Here is a 16,883-nt window from a genome sequence, read left to right as displayed (position 1 = left end):
TCGGCTTAACCGGTTGCGCACGGAAAACCACCGGGCCCACGGTGTTGAAGGCTGAGGATTATCAGCATCACGTAGCGTATTTCAACCGGATGGAGGACGAGAACAAGGCGAATGCGATCCCGAACGCGCAGTCGTGGAAATGGATGAAGGCGAATATCCCCCTGTTTGATTGTCCGCAGGACAATTTTCGGGAAATCTACTACTACCGTTGGTGGACTTACCGCAAGCATATTCACAATACACCGCAGGGCTTTGTAATCACCGAGTTTCTGGTCGACCGGAATTATGCAGATAAATACAATATGATCAGTTGCGCCCTCGGTCATCATATTTACGAAGGCCGGTGGCTGCACGATCAGCGTTATCTGAACGACAATGTGCATGTGTGGTTCCGGGGTAATGACGGCGCCCGCATGAAAAAGCTCCTCAATTTCAGCAGTTGGACGGCCGATGCATTGTACAACCGATACAAGGTGACGCAAGACAAGGCATTCCTGCTCGATATGCTGCCCGATCTGGATTCGGAATACAAGACCTGGGAAAAAGACCGTCGCACTGAAAGCGGCCTTTTCTGGCAGACCGACGTGAAGGACGGCATGGAAGAATCGCTGAGCGGAGGGCGCCGCGAGCAGAATGCACGGCCGACGATCAATAGCTACATGTATGGCAATGCGAAAGCGCTTTCGGCCATTGCCGCCTTGAAGGGCGACAGGGCTATGGCGGGGCTGTATGAAAGCAAGGCGGATACTTTGAAGCGGTTGATTGATGGTAAGTTATGGAATGCGGATAGCGCTTTTTTTGAAACAGTAAAGAAGCGCGGGAAAGGCCCTTTTGCCGGAGTGCGTGAGGCGATCGGTTTTGTGCCCTGGTATTTCAATTTGCCGGACGAGAAGCACGATGCGGCATGGAAGCAGCTATCGGATCCGGCGGGTTTCAATGCGCCTTTTGGCCTTACTACCGCCGAACGCCGGCATCCCGAATTTCGCACACATGGATGTTGTCAATGCGAATGGGACGGCGCCGTTTGGCCCTTCGCGACCGCGCAAACACTGACCGGCCTCGCTAACCGCCTGAATGCGCCGAAGCCGGAAGTGGTGGCGGACACGACGTATTTCGGATTGCTGGAAAAATATGTCGAATCGCAGTATTACCGTGGAAAACCTTATGTAGGCGAGTACCTGGACGAAAAAACCGGCTACTGGCTCAAAGGCGATCAGGAACGCAGCCGCTATTATAACCACTCGACATTCAATGACCTCATCATCACCGGCCTCGTGGGCCTGCGCCCGCGCGCGGACGAGGTGATTGAAGTGAATCCGTTACTTCCTGGCGACCAATGGGACTGGTTTTGCCTCGACGACGTGCATTACCACGGCAAGCGCCTCACGATTCTCTGGGATCGCGACGGCAGCCATTACAAAAAGGGCAAAGGCCTGCAGGTTTTTGTGAACGGCAAAAAGGCGGGCTCGGCCGATCGGATTTCAAGGATTTTAATTAACCCATAACCCTGCATTACCGTATGAATTTGAATCTTGCAATGCGAAAAACATTACAAAAATGGCTGTTGAGCAGTGTCTTATGCGCGTTGACGCTGTCGGCGAATGCGCAGAATTTTAAAGACGGCATTACCGTGGATGAATTTATTTTCGAAACGGCGCCATTTCCGGAAAGTCACGCGTCTACCATCGCTGAAACGCCTTCCGGGCTCGTCGCAGCTTGGTTTGGCGGGACCAAAGAGCGGAATCCGGACGTCGGGATTTGGGTCAGCCGTTTGGAAAACAATAAATGGACCGCGCCCATAGAGGTCGCGAATGGTATAGTGAACGAAAAGCTGCGCTATGCGTGCTGGAACCCGGTTTTGTACCAGATCCCGAAAGGAGATTTAATGCTTTTTTACAAAGTAGGGCCCAATGTAGCGGGCTGGAAGGGCTTTCTGGTCACCTCCAAAGACCATGGTAAGACATGGTCGAAGCCGACGGAATTGCAGGAGGGATATTTGGGGCCTGTGAAAAACAAGCCGGTTCTGCTGGCGAATGGCGAGCTCTGGTGCCCGTCGAGTACGGAAGGAGAAGGCGGCTGGCGTGTGCATTTCGAGGTGACACCCGATTTTGGTAAAACCTGGCGGAAAGTAGGTCCGCTGAACGACGGGAAGACGATCAAAGCCATTCAGCCAAGCCTGCTCACGTATGCAAACGGCGACATGCAAATCCTTTGCCGCAGCCAGAGCCGCTCGATTGTAGAATCGTGGTCGAAGGACGGAGGCAAGACGTGGTCGGAAGTGGTACCTTCGACTTTACCGAATAATAACTCCGGCACCGACGCCGTGACCTTAAAAGACGGTCGGCAATTACTGGTGTATAATCACGTAAAACCGCCGGTTGGTCAGCCGAAAGGATCGCGTACTCCGTTGAATGTGGCTGTTTCAAAGGACGGTAAAAACTGGGAAGCGGTATTGGTTTTGGAAGATTCGCCGATCAGCCAGTATTCCTACCCGTCGGTGATCCAGACTGGCGACGGAATGGTGCATATCGTTTATACCTGGCGTCGTCAGCGGATTAAGCACGTGAAAATCGATCCGTCGAAGCTCAAAGGCAGGGCGATCGTGGAGGAACAATGGCCTATTTGATTTTGAAATCATGAAAAGAAGAAATTTCCTGAATATCTGCGCTGCCGGGTTGGTGGTGCTGCCGGTTTCGTCGTGGGCTTTGGAGATGTCCCGCATGGATATGTCCGGCATGGCGATGCGCGCTATGAAAAAAGTTCGGTATAAGATAGCCGTGATCGATCTGATGATTTTGAAAAGGCAGAAAATCAGCGCATTGCCGCTCGCCGGTGAAATCGGAGCGGACGGCCTGGAAGTGGATATGGGCGGCCTGGGCGACGGGCCGACCTTCGATAACAAGCTCGCAGACCCGGCTGTGCGCCAGCAATATCTTGACAAAGCCAAAGAGCTGAACCTGGAAATCTGCTCGCTGGCTATGACGGGCTTTTATGCACAGTCTTTTGCCAAACGCGACGGCGCTGAAAAGATGGTGGGCGATTGCATCGAGACCATGAGGCAAATGGGCATCAAAACCGCATTCCTGCCGCTCGGTATTCAGGGGGATCTGGTTAAAAATCCGGAACTAAGGCCTGCGATCGTGGAAAGGCTGAAAACAGTGGGTAAAATGGCCGAAAAGGCCGGTGTGATAATCGGGATTGAAACAGCGCTGGATGCGAAAGGAGAGGTGGAATTACTCAAAGAAATTGGTTCTAAGAACATTCAGATCTATTTCAATTTCTCCAATCCGCTCAAAGCTGGCCGCGACTTGTGCGAAGAGCTGCGCATTTTGGGTAAAAACCGCATTTGCCAAATCCATTGTACCGACGAAGACGGTGTATGGCTCCAAAATAATACGAGGCTGGATATGAAGAAAGTAAAAGCCACGCTCGACAAAATGGGCTGGAAAGGCTGGCTGGTAATCGAGCGCTCGCGCGACGCCAGCAAGCCGCGCGACGTGAAAGGTAATTTCAGCGCTAATACCGTTTTTATGAAAACCGTTTTTCAGTCCTGATTTTTCCAATCCTGTTATTTTATGCATTATCGCTTCTGCCGGTCCATACTGATTTTGTTCCTGGTTTGCAATGTCTTGTCGGTTGCTGCGCAGGTCTTTTCGCCGGAACAGTACAATTTGAAATGGACGAGCCAGAGCGCGAACTCAGGCGAATCGATGCCCTGCGGCGGTGGCGATATCGGGTTGAATGTGTGGGTTGAGCAGGGAGATTTGCTGTTCTACATCTCGCGCAGCGGCGTTTTTGATGAAAATAATGTGTTTCCCAAGCTCGGGCGCGTGCGTGTGAGACTTTCTCCGAATCCTTTCGACGCGGGGGACGGTTTTCAGCAGGAGTTAAAGTTGCATGAGGGCAATGTGGAAGTTTCAGGAAAAAAAGGAAAACTGAGTGTCGTTGTGAAGGTCTGGGTGGATGTTTTCAGACCGGTGGTGCACGTGGATATCGATGGCAGCAGCCCGGTTTCCGCGCAAGCATGGTACGAAAGCTGGCGAACGGAGCCGGCTGAGCTGAAAGGGAATGCAAGAAGTGCGAGCTCCTACAAATGGGCGGAACCGAAAGTGGCCGTTTGGCCAGATAGCGTCAGGCATGAGAAGGATGGTGTGTTGTTTTACCACCGGAACAGGGATTCCACGATTTTTGATGCGATCGTGCGCCAGCAAAAGCTGGAAGCCGTCAAACCGAAACTCTGGAACCCGCTGAGAAGCCTCACTTACGGTGGTTGGATGACGGGGAGGAATATGATCGCCGATCCGGTGATTACCACCGGCAGGTACGCGGATGCGCCGTTTAAAGGCTTTGGATTGAAAAGCAAATCGCCTTCACGCCGTGTTCAACTGAGTATTTACTTGCATACCGACCAGCAGAAGGATATTTCCGGTTGGAAAAAGGGGCTTTGGGGAACCGTCGCCAGCGCGACTGCGGAGGCGAAAACAGCAAGAACCCAGACGCTCGAATGGTGGAAGCAATATTGGCAGCGGAGCTATATCGCATTGGATGTCGGAAAAAAGGATAGTGCTTCACCGGTATGGCAGGTCGGGCGTAACTACCAGCTTTTTCGCTACATGCTTGGATGCAACGCATTCGGTACCTATCCGACAAAATTCAACGGCGGGCTGTTTACCTATGACCCTGTTTGGGTGGATACATCCTACCACTTCACTGCGGATCACCGCAATTGGGGCGGCGGGATTTTCACTGCGCAGAACCAGCGGCTTGTTTACTGGCCTATGCTCAAAAGCGGCGATTTTGACATGATGAAGCCGCAATTCGAATTCTATCAACGTATTTTAAGCAATGCGGAAACCCGTACCGGGCATTATTGGGGCCACAAAGGCGCGTCGTTTACCGAGCAAATCGAGAATTTCGGTCTGCCCAATTATGCGGAATATTCCTCAAAGCGCCCGGCTGGGTACGATCCGGGACTAGAGTATAATAAATGGCTGGAATACCTTTGGGATACTTCGCTGGAGTTTTGCTTGATGATCCTGGACCAGCAGCACTTTACAGGTGCGGATATTACCCGGTACCTTCCACTGATCGAAAGTTGCGTAGTCTTTTTCGATGAACATTACCAATACCTGGCGGCGCGACGCAGTGCCGCAAAGCTGGATCAGAGCGGACATCTTGTGCTTTTCCCGGGCAGTGCGGCCGAAACCTATAAAATGGCCTATAATTCCACGACTACCGTGGCAGGTCTCCAAACGGTGCTGCAACGAATGCTCGTGTTGCCTTCGCAGTACGGTAGCGAAGCGCAACGCAAGTACTGGAAGGAGATATTGAACCGGATCCCGCCGTTAAGTTTCCGTGAAATGCAGGGCCATCGCACAATCGCGCCTGCGAAAGCCTGGGAACGCATTCAGAATACGGAGATCCCTCAATTGTACCCGGTGTTTCCGTACGGCATTTACGGCATCGGCAAGCCCGACCTGGAAACGGCCGTCAATACCTGGAAATACGACACCGAAGCCATCAGGAACCGCAATCACACCAGCTGGCACCAGGATAACATCTTTTGTGCACGCCTTGGTCTTACCGAAGAGGCGGCCGCATTGACCATTAAAAAATTACAGGACTCCGGTCGGCGCTTCCCGGCATTCTGGGGACCCGGGCACGACTGGGTGCCTGATCATAACTGGGGAGGTTCCGGGATGATCGGCTTGCAGGAAATGCTCATGCAAACATCCGGCGATTCCATTTATCTTCTACCCGCCTGGCCCGACGACTGGGATGTACAGTTCAAGCTCCACGCACCAAAGAATACGGTGGTAGAAGGGGAATGGAAAGGGGGCAGAATGGTGCAGCTGAAAGTGATGCCGGAGCGTCGGAGAAATGATGTAATCTGCTCTAAATGTGGGTATAGCCGGTTTTAAATGATTGCAAACGCTTATAATCGTTTAAATTGGATTTGTTGCTTGGTATGGCTTTGGAATAGTGCTAGCTTTGGCATTAAGTAAATCTTTTGTCGAACTTTAAACCACGCACTGAAGTCATGAATACGAATGTAGAAAAAAACGAACTCGCTACCCCACTCATCTTTGGAACGGCCATCGGCAGTTTCGGGACACTTCTTGGTCCGGTAGGCGCGATTGCAGGCTTTGCCGTTGGGGCAGGTCTTGGTTTCTGGTTTGATAAGAAGGCAGACACGCTTGTTAAAGACAAGGATACCACACCGCTTAAAGATCGAGCGAAGAGAACAATTTGTCATTAAATACAATCATTAGCACCATTTAGTGATTGTATGGAAAAGTATTTCAACCAGTATGTCATTTCGATGGCTATTAGTTTAATTGGCTGTTTGTCATATATAGTTTTTGCTGCAATTAGGAAAGGTATTCAGGATTTGCAGGAGCGGGAAGTTGCTATCATTTTCTTTGACTTCATCGCAATTTGCTCTGCGGTAAAAATAGTCTGCATGTCGTTTGACGCTACAATTTGCCGCCCTGATTTGAAGACAGATTTGGGATTTCTTGTTCTTGGTGGCCTGATGATGATCGTGGTCGCAATGAAAAGTATTGTGTCCAGGTTTCGATTGGTGAACTCACACTAAGAAAATTGCATCCAAGGCAATATATTACATAAATAAATCAATATTTTTTAGCTTTGTTTTCGATTGTTTTTCTTTTCTTTGTTTTAATGAATAAGGAATGGTTTAACAAGTTCAAAACAATGCTTCCGGAATGTTGAACGGCCCATTTGTGCTGGCGATCGATCAGGGTACGAGCAGTACTAAAACCGTCATATTTAACGAAAAAGGAAAAGTGGTGGCGCGGGGTAGCGAGCCCCTGCACACCATGTACCTCGACGGTGGTCTGGTGGAGCAGGACCCGCAGGAGATTTATGAGAACGTACTGGCCTCAGTGGCTCAGTGCCTCGCCGATTTTACGTCGAAAGACGGACGTATAGAGGATATCCGTTCGTGCGGCGTTTCCAACCAGCGGGAGACATTTGTGCTTTGGGATCGGGATGGGAAACCACTGCACAATGCGGTAGTATGGCAATGCAAACGGTCGACAGCGGTATGCGAGCAATTGCGGGCGGCGGGACTGGAAGGAATGATCCGGGAGAAGACAGGGCTGCTTGCTGATCCCTATTTTTCCGGGTCGAAGGTAATCTGGCTGAACCTCTACAATGAAAATGTAAAAAAGGCCATTGCACAGGGTAATGCGTTTTTCGGGACGATAGATACCTGGTTGCTCTATAAGCTGACCGGGGGCGCGGCCTATCTCACCGATCACAGCAATGCATCACGCACGCTGTTCTTTAACTTAGAAACGCTGTCGTGGGATGATGAGTTATTGCAGTCATTCGGGTTGGATGGATTGCATTTGCCTGAGATACAAGCTTCTTCTTCGCATTTCGGGGAAACGGACTTTGGAGGCATGTTGTCTGCACTCATACCGGTCACAGCGATGATCGGTGATTCGCACGCGGCGGCTTTCGGGGAAGGCTGCTTTGGCCCCGGGATTGCCAAAGCTACATTGGGCACAGGTTCTTCGATCCTGATGAATATAGGTCCCGAACCGAAGTCTTCACAGCTGGGTATGGTGACGACCATTGGTTGGAGCGCTGGCAATAGGGTAGAGTACGCGCTGGAAGGCGTGATTGTGACCTGCGGAGCAACGATCGAGTGGCTTAAAACGCATCTCGGCCTGTTTAGTGACGTACGGGAAACGGAGCTCATGGCTCGGTCGGTGACGGATAGCGGAGGAGTTTACCTTGTTCCGGCGTTCAGCGGACTAGGTGCCCCGTATTGGGATATGAGCCGGAAAGCATCCATCACAGGTCTGACATTCAATTCAAATAAAAATCATATCGTGCGGGCGGCGCTGGAGTCCATTCCGTTTCAGATCATGGACGTAATCGTGGCGATGGAATCGGATACGGGCGTTGCGCTGCAGGAATTGAAAATAGACGGAGGGTTGACTTCCAATTCTTTCGTCGTACAAATGTTGGCTGATTTGCTCGGCAAGCCCGTCGTAAACCTTGGGTTTCCGGAAGTTTCGGCTTTGGGCGCGGCTTATCTTTCGGGTTTGTACGCAGGTGTTTATCCTGATATCGACTATTTGCAAAAATTAAGTGCGGGCCATTCGGCAATACCCCCCGACGCAGCAAACGAGGCAGTAAAAGCAAGCTATCGTGGCTGGCAAGAGGCTGTCGGAAGTGTATCGCAGGTTTCTATAACACATTGATCATGAGGTTTGCTTGTTTAGTAGGTTTACTTTTCTGGTGTTCGCTTTCCGTTTTCGGGCAGGATCGGGCAGGGGCGCGCGTAGAGCGATGGGAGCGGTTTGAGGTTACGCTTGCCGGGCCGCAAACCGGTAATCCATTTGATGACGTCAGCTTGTCTGCCGAGTTTTCGAACGAGACGGAAAAAATCAAGGTGGATGGGTTCTACGACGGAAACGGTCAATATAAAATACGTTTCATGCCCCAAAAAACCGGAGAATGGAAATATAAGACAATCAGCACCAGTAAATTGTTGAACGGGAAAACCGGGGTATTCTCTTGCGTGGAACCCGCCGGGGACAATCACGGCCCCGTGCAGGTAGCCGATACCTATCATTTCAAATATGCCGATGGTAAGCGGTACTATCCTTTCGGGACTACCTTGTATGCATGGACACACCAGCCCGAAGGTTTGGAGGAAATTACCTTAAAAACGCTTGCAAATGGCCCTTTTAACAAGGTCAGAATGTGTGTGTTTCCGAAATATTACTCCCATGTCGAGAACGAGCCGCCTTACTATCCTTTTGTGAAAAAATCGGAAACAACGGGTGCGAAAGGTAAACCGAAATTTGAGTGGGACTTCTCGCGGTTCGAGCCGGTCTTTTTTCAGCATCTGGAAAAACGGATCGATGATCTGAAAAAATTGGGTATTGAAGCTGATATCATTGTTTTCCATCCGTATGATAAGGGTCATTGGGGATTTGACAGTCTTGGTAAAGAGAATGACCTGAAATACATCCGGTACCTGACGGCCCGTCTGGCGTCGTTCCGGAATGTATGGTGGTCAATGGCTAACGAATTCGATTATATCAAAACGAAGCCCCGGGCCGACTGGGACATTTATACCAAAGCGGTGGTGGATGCAGATCCCTATGGTCATCTTTGTTCGATCCACAATGGGAGTGTTTATTACGACAACTGGAAGCCGGAGTTTACGCACGTCAGTATCCAGAATGGCTCGACGGTGGAGGATTTCGGCCGCGCGACGCTGTTGAGGGATGTGTTTTTCAAACCGATGGTGTACGATGAGGTCTGCTATGAAGGGGATTTGCAGCAGCGCTGGGGACATTTGAGCGGCGAGGAAATGACCGAGGCCTTCTGGCAGGGCGTGATCGCGGGTACGTATGTGACGCACGGGGAGACGTACATGAATGCGGGCGATACGATTTTTTGGGCCAAAGGCGGCCGGCTGATCGGCAGCAGTCCAGCCCGGATCGGTTTCCTTAGAAAGATACTCGAAGAGGCGCCGGGGCCGCTGGAATTGGCGGATCCGTGGAAGGATCATCATACTTCGCGTGCTGATAGCACCTATTACCTCGTGTATCTGGGCAAGAATATGCAGCCGGAGTGGGAATTCAGCCTTCCGCGCAAAGGAGGGCCAAAGACGGGAAAGAAGTTTAAAGTGGAAGTAATCGATACCTGGAATATGACGATCGATGAGCGCCCGGAGGTTTTCGAGATCGGCGAGGCTACCGATTACAGGATTTACGACAAGAAAAGAACATCGATCCGTTTGCCTATGGCGCCCTACCTGGCGCTGCGGATTAAAGAGTACCGGGGCCGATAAAGACTTTGATTGGTTAACATAGATAGTAAAGGATTAAAAAGACCGGATCATGTCCGGTCTTTTTTTGTCTTTGCGTCGTGGGACTATTGGGTTGAATTTTGAGACAATTAGAATGTTAAACGAAAGGAAACTTCGTTTCGCTTCACCGCAGAGATAGTAATTCTGGTAACGTACTCGTCCACAGGCAGGGCCGTGGAGGCTGCCGCCGCGCTGTCGTCGGTGCCTGCGCTCCGCGTTGATCAGCCGATGGCCGATCCGGCCGTTTCATTATTCTGTTGGGTTCTTGTTCGGGCGGATTGGCTTCCAATGTAATGTATTACATCGCCAGGGCTAACCTGGTGTTTTCTGTGGTCGTGACCGCTATGACCACACTTGCGGCACCGTTTTTGACGCCGTTTCTGATGAAAATCCTCGCCGGGAGGCTTACTCCTATCCGCTTTTTCGATATGATCATGGAAATCATCAAGATCGTTATTGTAACCATCGGGGCCGCATTGATCCACGACTTTCATCTATTTCACTACCCTTACCACTGCCGCTGGGCGTGATAATCTTTTGCAAGTCGGCTTCTGCTCTTTTTCGTGTCTATCGCGCACAATTCGGCTGGGTATTTCTTTGACTACCGGATAAGTAGGCTACTCCGTCCGGACAAGGCCTCTGCGGTGTTTAGTCCGTGGATGAATATTTCAGGGGCGATTTTGGCTAATTATTGGCGGAAGAGGGAGGAGGGGCGGGTAGAGAAAGCTCAGGATATCTCCAATATCCCATCAATTTCAGATTTGTGAAATGCTGTGATTTCCTCTCGTCTATCTTGTAGTAACATCACCAGTAAATCTGTTGAACAGTTTTTCCTTTTAAACAGGATAACTTTGGGAGGAAATGAAAGAAGGTTCGCTAGTTTTCTGAAATCTTCATCGAATGTTATGATGGTATACTCTCTCGTTTTTGCATATTCCCAAATGTTGCGGTCGGTAGAGGCGTATTTGAGACGAGTCTGGCTAACATGAACACATTCGGGCAACGAAGATTTTGGCTTTTTGACGATTCTGTAAGATATGTTCTCGTCAAAAAGAAATTTCATGTTGCTGTGATTAGAATTTTAGTATTTTCTTCTCCGTTTGCGGCAAATTCAAGCGCTGCAAGGATATCCTCCCGTGTGAGTGGCGGGAAATCGTCTATGATTTGTTCAAAGGTCCTTTCGCTCGCAAGCCAGTTCAGGATGTCACGCACAGCTATCCTGGTACCTTTAATGCAGGGCTTTCCAAACCTTATTTCAGGATTGATGCTGATCCGCTCTTGCCAATGCTCCATTTTTTGGGAAGTTGCTTTTTATAAAGATACGAAGATAAATCGAGGTTTGGGTCGTTATTTAGCGACTTCCCTGTATCGGTTAGCGTGCAACACTACTGGTCGATTATCGGTTCGTAAGATTCCTACGTCTAGTCTCCTCCTAACCAACCTGTCCACCCTTAAAATTAACCTCCAACCCATCGGTAGAGTGGTGTGCCAGGGGATAGCGGGGCGAGCATTTCGACGGCTTTGATACAGAGCGTCCTCGCCACCACGCCCGATGTGTCGCCTCCGCGGCTATGACGAGGCGCTGAACGGCGGTGGTGGTAATTACCTGGCGGGCGATGCTGCGGAGTGCTTTGCCGTACCGCGAGGAGGTAAGTGTTCGGATTTCAGTGATTGATAAACCTTTGTTTTTGAGAATATCGTTTGAATGGACAAATCGTGTGTCCAGAGTGCCTTTGCTGGTGTGGATGATCACGCTTTGGCCTTTTTCGATGAACCGGATTGCTCTTTCAATTTCACCGAAAATGTCGGATCGTGCGCTCCGGAGGCAGTGGCGGGTGTGTCGAAAGTGATTTCCTGAAATCCTTGTGTCAATGCACAGGTATGTTCTACCCGGGCCGCAAACCGGGTTTTAAGCGCTTCGGTTTCGCTGGTACCTCCACGAATGTTCCCGACGATTGTTCTCCGGCCAGTACCGCCGCCTTTTCTACTGCATAAGGGGTATCGATGTAATGCTGCGCTGCAATTCTTTCTATTGATTTCCTAATAACTTATTTGTGGTTACGAATGAGGTTCTTTTTGATGCGATTTGAAGGCATTCGGTTGACTATTTTTTGCGTCCCTAAGTGACAAAAACTGGTTTTTGACAATTTTTTATAAAAATAAGATATAAAATGTTTGTAAATATTTTTTTGGAATAAAATACTTCCTATTTTTCGTAAAAATTAGAATATAAAAGAAAGAAAAAGAAAATCACTACTTCCCTAATCGTTTGAAATGTTTATGAAACAACTCTTACGCATCATGCTGGTATGCCTGCTGGTACTCCCGGCGGTACATGCGCAGACGCTGTCCGTGAAGGGCAGGGTGACGGGTGTGAGCGATGCTGATCCGCTGCCGGGTGTGAGCGTCGTGATCAAGGGCACGCAACGTGGAACGACCACCAATTCGGACGGCGCATTCCAGATCGACGTGCCGGACCAGGCTACTGTGCTGGTATTCAGTTTTGTGGGGTACAAATCCGTGGAGGAAATCGTCGGTGCACGTACCGACATCGCTGTAAGGCTTGTGCCCGAAAACAAATCGCTGGAAGAGGTGGTAGTGGTCGGTTACGGAACGCAGAGTAAGCGGGCGGTGACCGGGGCGGTGATTTCCGTTAACTATGATAAGTTTAAGGATCGTTCATTCAGTAATGTCAGCCAGTCGCTGGCCGGAACGTTGCCGGGGGTAAATATTTCGCAATCGCAGGGTGCGCCGGGGGCTTCACCGGTGATCAAAATCCGTGGTATCAGTTCGATCACCGCAGGTACCAACCCACTGATCGTTGTGGATGGGGTTCCGCTGGAAAATTTCAACCTCAACCTGATCAACCCCCAGGATATCGAGTCGATCGAAGTGCTGAAAGATGCGTCATCGGCAGCTATTTACGGTTCGCGCGGTTCGAGCGGAGTGATAATCGTTACGACCAAAACGGGTAAGCCCGGCAAGGTGAATGTGAGCGCAAACGTCGAATATGGCTCGCAAAAGGTGACGCGCCGCGTTAAAATGATGGATGCGCAGCAGTTTATCGAAACCTATATTGATGCTAAAAACAATGCCTGGACCGCCCAGGGCGGGAATGCGAGTGATCCGAACAGTGCCCGTCCGACGACATTGCGTATCCCGGAGGATTTTACAACCAATCCGCAGCAATTCGGAAAAGGTACCGACTGGCAGAACGTCATGTTCCGCACCGCACCGTCGTTCAATGCGCAAGTAACAGTGACTGGCGGTACCGAGAAGACGCAGTACATGTTTTCGGGTGCCTATCTGGACCAAACGGCGGTTCTCGATGCTAACTATTACAAACGCCTTGCACTCAGGTCGAATCTTAAGACTCAGATTTCCAGGCGGCTCAGCGCTGGGTTGAATATAGGTATAACTTCGATTTTCGACCGCACCGAGGGGACGCAGGGTAAGAGCGATGTAATCAGCCTTGGCCTGCAAAGCGACCCCATTTTTCCGGTTTACAATGAAAACGGCAACCTGGGCTTCCGCGACCCGAATTCGACCTGGTTCCGGTTTACGCAATATGCGGACATGAACCTCTGGCACCCGTACTCGCTCACACGCGAAGTCGATAAGGGTCGGAAGTCGTTCAACACCCTGGCGACAGGCTACCTGGAATACGAGTTCATCGACGGTCTGCGGTTTCGCACCAGCCTGAGTGGTAACCTGTACAATATGCGGAATAATTTTTACTGGAACGATAAACAGAAATATGGCTACTCCGCCGTGCTGGCCGCGCAAGGCAATGCAAGCGATGCTTACATGCTAAACTGGCTAAGTGAGAATACTTTGACTTACGACAAGAAGTTCGGCGAGCACGCATTTACCGGTCTGCTCGGCTATACCAGCCAAAAACAGCGGGACGAAACGATGTACGTAGCCGCCAACAACTTTCCGAACGACCTGGTGCATACGCTGAATGCGGGAACCGTGACGGCCGGCAATACCACGGCCAGTGAGTGGTCACTGCTGTCGTACCTGGCAAGGATTCAGTACAACTTCAAAAACAGGTATTTCCTTACGGGTGCTTTGCGCCGCGATGGGATGTCGCGCTTTGGTGAAAACAATAAATGGGGATATTTCCCTTCGGTATCGGCGGGTTGGTTGCTTTCGGATGAAGCATTCATGTCGGGAGTAACAGCGGTGAACAACCTGAAACTTCGTGCAAGCTACGGTGTGACGGGTAACAACCAGATCCCTAACTACGGGGCGATCAGTCTGCTGGCTGCGGCGCAGTATGTAAACGGCTCCAATCTGGCCAATGGTTTGAAAGTGAGTAGCCTGGCAAACCCGAACCTGAAATGGGAGAAGACCAATCAGTTCAACGTAGGTGTGGATCTAGGTCTTTTTAATAACCGCATTAATCTTTCGGCAGAGTATTACAACTCGCTCACCCGGGATATGCTCCTTTTTGTGCCGGTGCCGGATATTACCGGGTTCTCTACCCAGTTGACCAACATCGGAAAAATGCGTAACCGTGGTGTAGAATTGAATATTTCTACCAAAAATCTGACGGGCGCAGTGACCTGGACAACGGATTTCAATATTTCCAGGAACCGGAACAAAGTGCTGCAACTCGGTCCGGGCAATGCCCCGATCCAGTACGTCGACAACGTCGTGACGGTGCGCACCGAAGTAGGCCAGCCGGTTTCGAATTTCTACGGCTACATTTTCGATGGCGTTTTCAAAAATCAGGCGGAAATCGATGCCTATCCGCACCACAGCAGCACTACGCCAGGTGACCCGAAAGTGCGCGACGTGAACGGCGACGGCAAGATCAGCGATGCCGACCGGACAATCCTGGGTAACTATCAGCCGAATTTTACAGCCGGTATTACCAACACGGTGGGTTACAAAGGTTTTGAGTTATCGTTCCTGTTTCAAGGCTCATTTGGTGGCGAGATCGCGAATAACAATGTGCGCTACCTGGGTACCTGGGACAATGGGCGGAATTTCTTTGCCAACATGTATAACTACTGGCGGTCGGAGAGTAACCCTGGTGACGGAAGGCATTTCAAGCCGTCGGTGAATTATCTCGGATTGCAAAAGCAATTTTCTTCTTACTGGGTCGAGGATGCTTCGTTCGTGCGATTGCGGAACGTGCGCGTGTCGTACGCGGTGCCTGCGAAATGGGTTTCCAAGCTGAAAGTGAGCGGTGCGCGGGTGTATGTGAATGCGGAGAATGTGCATTTGTGGAGCAAATACATTGGTTACGATCCCGAGAATACGACTTATGGAACGACTTCCTATTCGTCGAGCATGGAAACTTCGGGTTCGTACAGCAGCGGTAACGCACCGGTGCCGGGGGCATTCCAGGGGGTGGACTATGGATCTTATCCGTTGCCCAGGGTGATTACTGTTGGGATTAAGGCTGATTTCTAATGCCATGAAAACACGAAGACTGATGAAAACAATCATAAAATCGATCACGCTCGCAGCACTCATGGCCACAAGTTGGAGCTGCAAGGACTCATTCCTCGAACTGGCGCCGGTATCCAATCCCAGCGCCGAGAATTTTTATAAAACAAAATCGGATTTCGACCTCGCGGCCAATGCGGCGTACAACACGCTTTACACCGTGTACCACCCGCAGGGGCCCGTTTCCTACGCCGGCGAGCTGATGTCGGATAACGTCACGATCTACAACATTTCGGGCAACCAGGCCGATAAATGGCAGTTCCGCGACTACACGCTCGCGCCTGCGAACACAATGGTGTACCAATTCTGGCAGGATTTCTACCGCTCGATCTACAACATCAACATCATTCTCGACAAAATCCAGAATACCGACCTCGACGCTACCTACAAAGCCCAGACCCAGGGCGAAATGCTCTTCCTGCGCTCGTTGTATTACTTCAATATGGTGCAGCTCTGGGGCGATGTGCCGCTGGTAACGCGTCCGGTGAGCGCGGCAGAAGCCTACGATATTTTGCGTACGCCGGCGACCGAAATCTATGCGCAAATCACGAAAGACCTTGTCGACGCAAAATCCAAACTGCCGGCTACCCAGGCGATTGCCGGGCGGGCTACCAAAGGAGCGGCGCAGGTATTGCTTGGAAAAGTTTACCTCACAACGGGCGACAAGGCTAACGGTGTGAAGGAGCTGAAAGAAGTATACGATAGCAAACAGTATGATTTGCTGCCCACGTTTATCTCACTTTGGGATGCCAAGAACAAGAATACGAAAGAGTCGATCTTCGAAATCCAGTTCCTCGGAGGTTCGGCGACCTCTCCTTACAGCAACTACTATCTCGAATTTTTCCCTAATTCCAATGCATTGGGCTTTTATGGCGCCGGCATGAACCAGGTGGTGGAAGATATCTGGAATGAATACGAAAAAGGAGACGGCCGCCGCGAAGCGTCGATCGACACGGGCTTTACTGATGCAAAGGGGAATTTTACCAAAACCAAATTCCCTAAAAAATGGCAGGATAAAACTGCACCTCTGATTAACCAAAACATTGCTGCCAATAACAACTTCATGGTGTTGCGCTACGCAGACCTGCTGCTGTTACTCTCGGAAGCCACCGGCGACGCCACTTACCTGAACCAGGTACGCAAACGCGCCGGATTGCCGTTGTACGGAGAAGCCGGTTATCCAGCCAAATACAGCACCGTGGCATTGGCCGTAGAGCACGAGCGCCGCGTGGAGCTTGCATTCGAATTCCACCGCTGGTTTGATTTGAAGCGTACCAATCGCGTGGTCGATGTATTGACGGCGAAAGGTAAGCCCGTGACGCAGAACAAGCTTATTTTCCCGATTCCGAATATCGTCAGGGACCAGAACGCCAAGATTACGCAGAATGCAGGGTATTAAGAGTTCATGAGTTTATGAGTTTAGAGTTAAGGAGCTCTGAACTCATAAACTGTAAATTCTTAAACTCTGGACTCATGAACTCTTAAACTCTTAAACTCTTAAACTCTTAAACTCTAAACTCATGAACTCTAGACTCATGAACTCCTAAACTCTAAACTC

General features: G+C 50.4%; 15 protein-coding genes. 11 read left to right on the top strand and 4 right to left on the bottom strand.

Features of this window, described 5'->3' with window-relative positions:
* Positions 1-41 precede the first annotated feature (41 nt).
* The 9 genes from J7619_RS03420 to J7619_RS03380 all read left to right on the top strand — a co-directional run bounded on the left by J7619_RS03420 (position 42) and on the right by J7619_RS03380 (position 10,392).
* Entirely contained in the window at positions 42-1,505 is a 1,464-nt protein-coding gene (locus J7619_RS03420) for an MGH1-like glycoside hydrolase domain-containing protein (RefSeq protein ID WP_291194044.1), read from the top strand.
* Between the two features lie 32 nt (positions 1,506-1,537).
* Positions 1,538-2,626 (top strand): exo-alpha-sialidase, encoded by a 1,089-nt coding sequence (locus J7619_RS03415; RefSeq protein ID WP_291196460.1) that lies wholly within the window; start codon positions 1,538-1,540, stop codon positions 2,624-2,626.
* A 10-nt stretch (positions 2,627-2,636) separates the two neighbouring features.
* The gene (locus J7619_RS03410; RefSeq protein ID WP_291194041.1) at positions 2,637-3,554 is read left to right on the top strand and encodes a sugar phosphate isomerase/epimerase; all 918 of its coding nucleotides are present in this window, start codon (positions 2,637-2,639) and stop codon (positions 3,552-3,554) included.
* Positions 3,555-3,575: 21 nt separating this feature from the next.
* Positions 3,576-5,921: a DUF5703 domain-containing protein gene (locus J7619_RS03405; RefSeq protein ID WP_291194038.1), complete on the top strand. Its 2,346-nt coding sequence runs from the start codon at positions 3,576-3,578 to the stop codon at positions 5,919-5,921.
* A gap of 119 nt (positions 5,922-6,040) precedes the next feature.
* Complete coding sequence (locus J7619_RS03400) at positions 6,041-6,259, top strand: hypothetical protein (RefSeq protein WP_291194035.1); 219 nt, start codon at positions 6,041-6,043, stop codon at positions 6,257-6,259.
* Between the two features lie 30 nt (positions 6,260-6,289).
* Positions 6,290-6,598, top strand: a complete 309-nt coding sequence (locus tag J7619_RS03395; protein WP_291194032.1) for a hypothetical protein — start codon at positions 6,290-6,292, stop codon at positions 6,596-6,598.
* A 130-nt stretch (positions 6,599-6,728) separates the two neighbouring features.
* Complete coding sequence (locus tag J7619_RS03390) at positions 6,729-8,240, top strand: glycerol kinase GlpK (RefSeq protein ID WP_291194029.1); 1,512 nt, start codon at positions 6,729-6,731, stop codon at positions 8,238-8,240.
* A 2-nt stretch (positions 8,241-8,242) separates the two neighbouring features.
* Positions 8,243-9,844, top strand: coding sequence for a DUF5060 domain-containing protein (locus J7619_RS03385; RefSeq protein WP_291194026.1), 1,602 nt, complete (start codon positions 8,243-8,245; stop codon positions 9,842-9,844).
* A 311-nt stretch (positions 9,845-10,155) separates the two neighbouring features.
* Entirely contained in the window at positions 10,156-10,392 is a 237-nt protein-coding gene (locus tag J7619_RS03380) for a hypothetical protein (protein WP_291194023.1), read from the top strand.
* A 197-nt stretch (positions 10,393-10,589) separates the two neighbouring features.
* Here J7619_RS03380 and J7619_RS32210 read toward each other — a convergent pair whose 3' ends face one another.
* From J7619_RS32210 to J7619_RS03365, 4 genes are all read right to left on the bottom strand, one after another.
* On the bottom strand, positions 10,590-10,925 hold the full coding sequence (locus J7619_RS32210) for a DUF5615 family PIN-like protein (RefSeq protein WP_409012702.1): 336 nt from the start codon (positions 10,923-10,925) through the stop codon (positions 10,590-10,592).
* On the bottom strand, positions 10,922-11,155 hold the full coding sequence (locus J7619_RS03375; RefSeq protein WP_291194020.1) for a DUF433 domain-containing protein: 234 nt from the start codon (positions 11,153-11,155) through the stop codon (positions 10,922-10,924). The genes J7619_RS32210 and J7619_RS03375 overlap by 4 nt, the downstream gene beginning before the upstream one ends.
* Positions 11,156-11,294: 139 nt before the next feature.
* Positions 11,295-11,615, bottom strand: a complete 321-nt coding sequence (locus tag J7619_RS03370) for a hypothetical protein (protein WP_291194017.1) — start codon at positions 11,613-11,615, stop codon at positions 11,295-11,297.
* The gene (locus J7619_RS03365; protein WP_291194014.1) at positions 11,612-11,734 is read right to left on the bottom strand and encodes a hypothetical protein; all 123 of its coding nucleotides are present in this window, start codon (positions 11,732-11,734) and stop codon (positions 11,612-11,614) included. Before J7619_RS03365 ends, J7619_RS03370 begins: the two co-directional genes overlap by 4 nt.
* Before the next feature lie 408 nt (positions 11,735-12,142).
* Here J7619_RS03365 and J7619_RS03360 point away from each other — a divergent pair, with 408 nt between their 5' ends.
* Together J7619_RS03360 and J7619_RS03355 are read left to right on the top strand one after the other, a co-directional pair.
* Positions 12,143-15,289: a TonB-dependent receptor gene (locus J7619_RS03360; RefSeq protein WP_291194012.1), complete on the top strand. Its 3,147-nt coding sequence runs from the start codon at positions 12,143-12,145 to the stop codon at positions 15,287-15,289.
* A 22-nt stretch (positions 15,290-15,311) separates the two neighbouring features.
* Positions 15,312-16,724: a RagB/SusD family nutrient uptake outer membrane protein gene (locus J7619_RS03355; RefSeq protein WP_291194009.1), complete on the top strand. Its 1,413-nt coding sequence runs from the start codon at positions 15,312-15,314 to the stop codon at positions 16,722-16,724.
* Positions 16,725-16,883 lie beyond the last annotated feature (159 nt).

This window comes from Dyadobacter sp. (assembly GCF_017744695.1).
Taxonomy (GTDB): Bacteria; Bacteroidota; Bacteroidia; order Cytophagales; family Spirosomataceae; genus Dyadobacter.
This window is presented reverse-complemented; position numbering and strand designations above follow the sequence as displayed.

Coding starts and splice junctions, on each gene's coding strand:
- J7619_RS03405 (WP_291194038.1), top strand. CDS start 3,576: ATGCATTATCGCTTCTGCCGGTCCATACTGATTTTGTTCCTGGTTTGC.
- J7619_RS03390 (WP_291194029.1), top strand. CDS start 6,729: ATGTTGAACGGCCCATTTGTGCTGGCGATCGATCAGGGTACGAGCAGT.
- J7619_RS03400 (WP_291194035.1), top strand. CDS start 6,041: ATGAATACGAATGTAGAAAAAAACGAACTCGCTACCCCACTCATCTTT.
- J7619_RS03415 (WP_291196460.1), top strand. CDS start 1,538: ATGCGAAAAACATTACAAAAATGGCTGTTGAGCAGTGTCTTATGCGCG.
- J7619_RS03395 (WP_291194032.1), top strand. CDS start 6,290: ATGGAAAAGTATTTCAACCAGTATGTCATTTCGATGGCTATTAGTTTA.
- J7619_RS03360 (WP_291194012.1), top strand. CDS start 12,143: ATGAAACAACTCTTACGCATCATGCTGGTATGCCTGCTGGTACTCCCG.
- J7619_RS03410 (WP_291194041.1), top strand. CDS start 2,637: ATGAAAAGAAGAAATTTCCTGAATATCTGCGCTGCCGGGTTGGTGGTG.
- J7619_RS03385 (WP_291194026.1), top strand. CDS start 8,243: ATGAGGTTTGCTTGTTTAGTAGGTTTACTTTTCTGGTGTTCGCTTTCC.
- J7619_RS32210 (WP_409012702.1), bottom strand. CDS start 10,925: ATGAAATTTCTTTTTGACGAGAACATATCTTACAGAATCGTCAAAAAG.
- J7619_RS03355 (WP_291194009.1), top strand. CDS start 15,312: ATGAAAACAATCATAAAATCGATCACGCTCGCAGCACTCATGGCCACA.
- J7619_RS03380 (WP_291194023.1), top strand. CDS start 10,156: ATGTATTACATCGCCAGGGCTAACCTGGTGTTTTCTGTGGTCGTGACC.
- J7619_RS03375 (WP_291194020.1), bottom strand. CDS start 11,155: ATGGAGCATTGGCAAGAGCGGATCAGCATCAATCCTGAAATAAGGTTT.